Below are 2,112 nucleotides of genomic sequence, written 5' to 3'. Positions count from 1 at the left end.
ATGGCGGCCCCTGCGCCGCTGCCGCCGCCGGAACCGCCGATGGCACCGCAGGCCCCACGTGCGCCGGCTCCCTCCCAGGCGCTGGACGAGGACGTGCCGCTGGTCACCCACGGCCAGCTCACGCTGTCCCGGCAACCGGCGCAGGCCTTCGTGCTGATGGGCGACGGCGACAACTTCGTCAACGCCTCGTTGGCCGACCTCAAGCAGGCGCGGCGCGATGCCCGCGATGACGAACCGGTGCTGTGGGTACGGCGCGGGCAGGCCCGCTACCTGATCCGCGATCCGGCCGTGCTGCGGCAGCTGGGGCGCAGCCAGAGCGAGGTGGCCGCGCTGGGCGACGCGCAGGCGGAACTGGGCGATCGCCAATCAGAGGTCGGCGAGCAGATGGCCAAACTGAGCATGCAGGTCACCGCGGATGTCATGGCGCATCTGGATGTTGACGCGGTGAGCCACGCGGCCGTGCGGCAGACCACGCTGGATGCGGCCGCAGAGGCCAACCAGGCAGCGCGTCAGGCGCGCACCGCATCGGCCAAGGCCGTGGATGCGCAGCGCATCGCCCGGGTCGCCCGCGAACAGGCCGAACTTGGCCGCGAGCAGGCGCGCCTGGCGCAGCAGCAGAGCATGGCGTCGGCCCGCGCCGCACGTGACGTGCGCGCGGCGATCGACCAGGCATTGTCCAGCGGCAAGGCCGAGCGCCTGCGCGACTGACCACACGGAAACGGCGGCCTGCGTAGCACCGCAGGCCGCCGTCTTCATCAGCCCAGGCGATCAACCGCAGTTGGCGCGCACGATCCTGTTCTGATCATCCACTTCGATGCTGACGCGGTCTTCGCGGTAGTCCATGGTCATGGCCATGCCGGGCTTGAGCACGCGCGCATGGCGGGCGCCGCTGTCCTTGACGGCCTTGGCGAGTACCGCCTCGCTGGCGGTCTGGCCCACCAGGCCGTTCAACTTCTCCGCATCGCAGCGGGCGGCACTGTCGGCACCGGCGGCCATGGGCTCGGAGGTCGGGGCGTTGGTTTTCGGCGGCTGGCTGCAGGCGGCCAGCGGCAAGGCACAACCTAAAGCCACCATCAGGGTAAGGCGCATGCGGTACTCCTCCCAGGGTCAGTAGCGGGCAGTGTGGTGGGTGCGGGCTTCACACCGCGTCAAAAGCCCCACCGCCGCGTTCATTGTCCCTGCAACGCCAGCGTTTCCCGCGCGCGCTGTTCCTCGGCCACCAGCCGCAGCATCAACAGCGACAGCGTCACCACGTCCTGGTGGTTGTGTTCGGCCACGCGGCGCAGGTTCACCGCGCTGCCCCCGCGCAGGTAGTTCAACCATGCCGCCGGGGCTTCCGAACCCGGCAGGTCGTCTTCGCGCACGATCTGCAGCAGCTGCCGTTCGATGGTGGCCAGCCGGCAGTTTTCCCAGGTGCCGCGGTAGCGGCGGCGGGTGGGGAACAGCAGGTCCACGTGGTCCAGCGGGGTGATCGGGCAGCGCTGCCGGGCCAGCCGGTAGCGGGTCTTCAGCAGCGGCGCGTCGTAGCAGCGGCCGTTGTAGCTGGAGAACACGGTGGTGGGCTGCAGCCAGCCGGCAAACTCGCGCAGCATCGCGGTTTCGGCGGCCATGGTGGTCATCAGCAGCTGGCGGATGCGCAGGCCGTCGCCCTGCTCGGGATGGGCGTGCCAGTCGGCCGCGCCGATCATGAAGGCGCGGGTGCCGGTGCCGCCGGCCAGGCCGGTGGTTTCGGTATCGAAGAACATGAGGTCCTGCGGCTGCACCTGTTCGCCTTCGCGCTTGGCAAATGCCAGCGACAGCGGCTGGGTGGGGATGGGCTGCGGCAGGAACGATTCGATCAGGAACAGCCCGGGCGCGATCTCTTCGCCGGGCACATGGCGGTCCTGCGCGTTGGCGCGTGGCGCGGGCGCGGCGGCGCTGCCGCGACCGCGCAGGCCCAGCAGCCGGTGCAGGCTGCCCACGTCGGGTGTGCGCAGGGCCGGTGCGGGCGCTCCCGCTGCCGGTACAGGCGCCGCGTCACCGGTGGGCTTGTGGCGGATTTCCTGCTCGACCCAGGCGAACACCGAGGCCGGTGCGGGCTTGCGCGCGCGGGCATCGTTGGCGGCCGCGGGG

2 protein-coding genes and 1 pseudogene are annotated in these 2,112 nt (G+C 71.1%); 1 reads left to right on the top strand and 2 read right to left on the bottom strand.

The window, feature by feature from the left end:
- Positions 1–708: pseudogene (locus DBR34_RS20115) on the top strand (hypothetical protein); the annotation flags it as partial.
- Positions 709–768: 60 nt separating this feature from the next.
- On the opposite strand, the gene DBR34_RS20110 reads toward DBR34_RS20115, so the two are convergent.
- Both DBR34_RS20110 and DBR34_RS20105 read right to left on the bottom strand, forming a co-directional pair.
- Positions 769–1,089 carry an I78 family peptidase inhibitor gene (locus DBR34_RS20110; RefSeq protein WP_128098094.1) on the bottom strand — a complete coding sequence of 107 codons (321 nt, stop codon included), beginning with the start codon at positions 1,087–1,089 and terminating at the stop codon, positions 769–771.
- A gap of 80 nt (positions 1,090–1,169) precedes the next feature.
- The coding region (locus tag DBR34_RS20105) for a ribonuclease H-like domain-containing protein (protein WP_258224195.1) at positions 1,170–2,112 on the bottom strand (943 nt) is incomplete at its 5' end.

It is taken from the genome of Stenotrophomonas sp. HMWF003 (assembly GCF_003061285.1).
GTDB classification, from domain to species: Bacteria; Pseudomonadota; Gammaproteobacteria; order Xanthomonadales; family Xanthomonadaceae; genus Stenotrophomonas; species Stenotrophomonas maltophilia_AP.
The sequence above is the reverse complement of the archived record's forward strand: the minus strand, read 5'-3'. Positions and strand labels throughout refer to the sequence as shown.

Excerpts from the sequence above, each read along its gene's own strand:
- DBR34_RS20110 (WP_128098094.1), bottom strand. The coding sequence starts at position 1,089 with ATGCGCCTTACCCTGATGGTGGCTTTAGGTTGTGCCTTGCCGCTGGCC.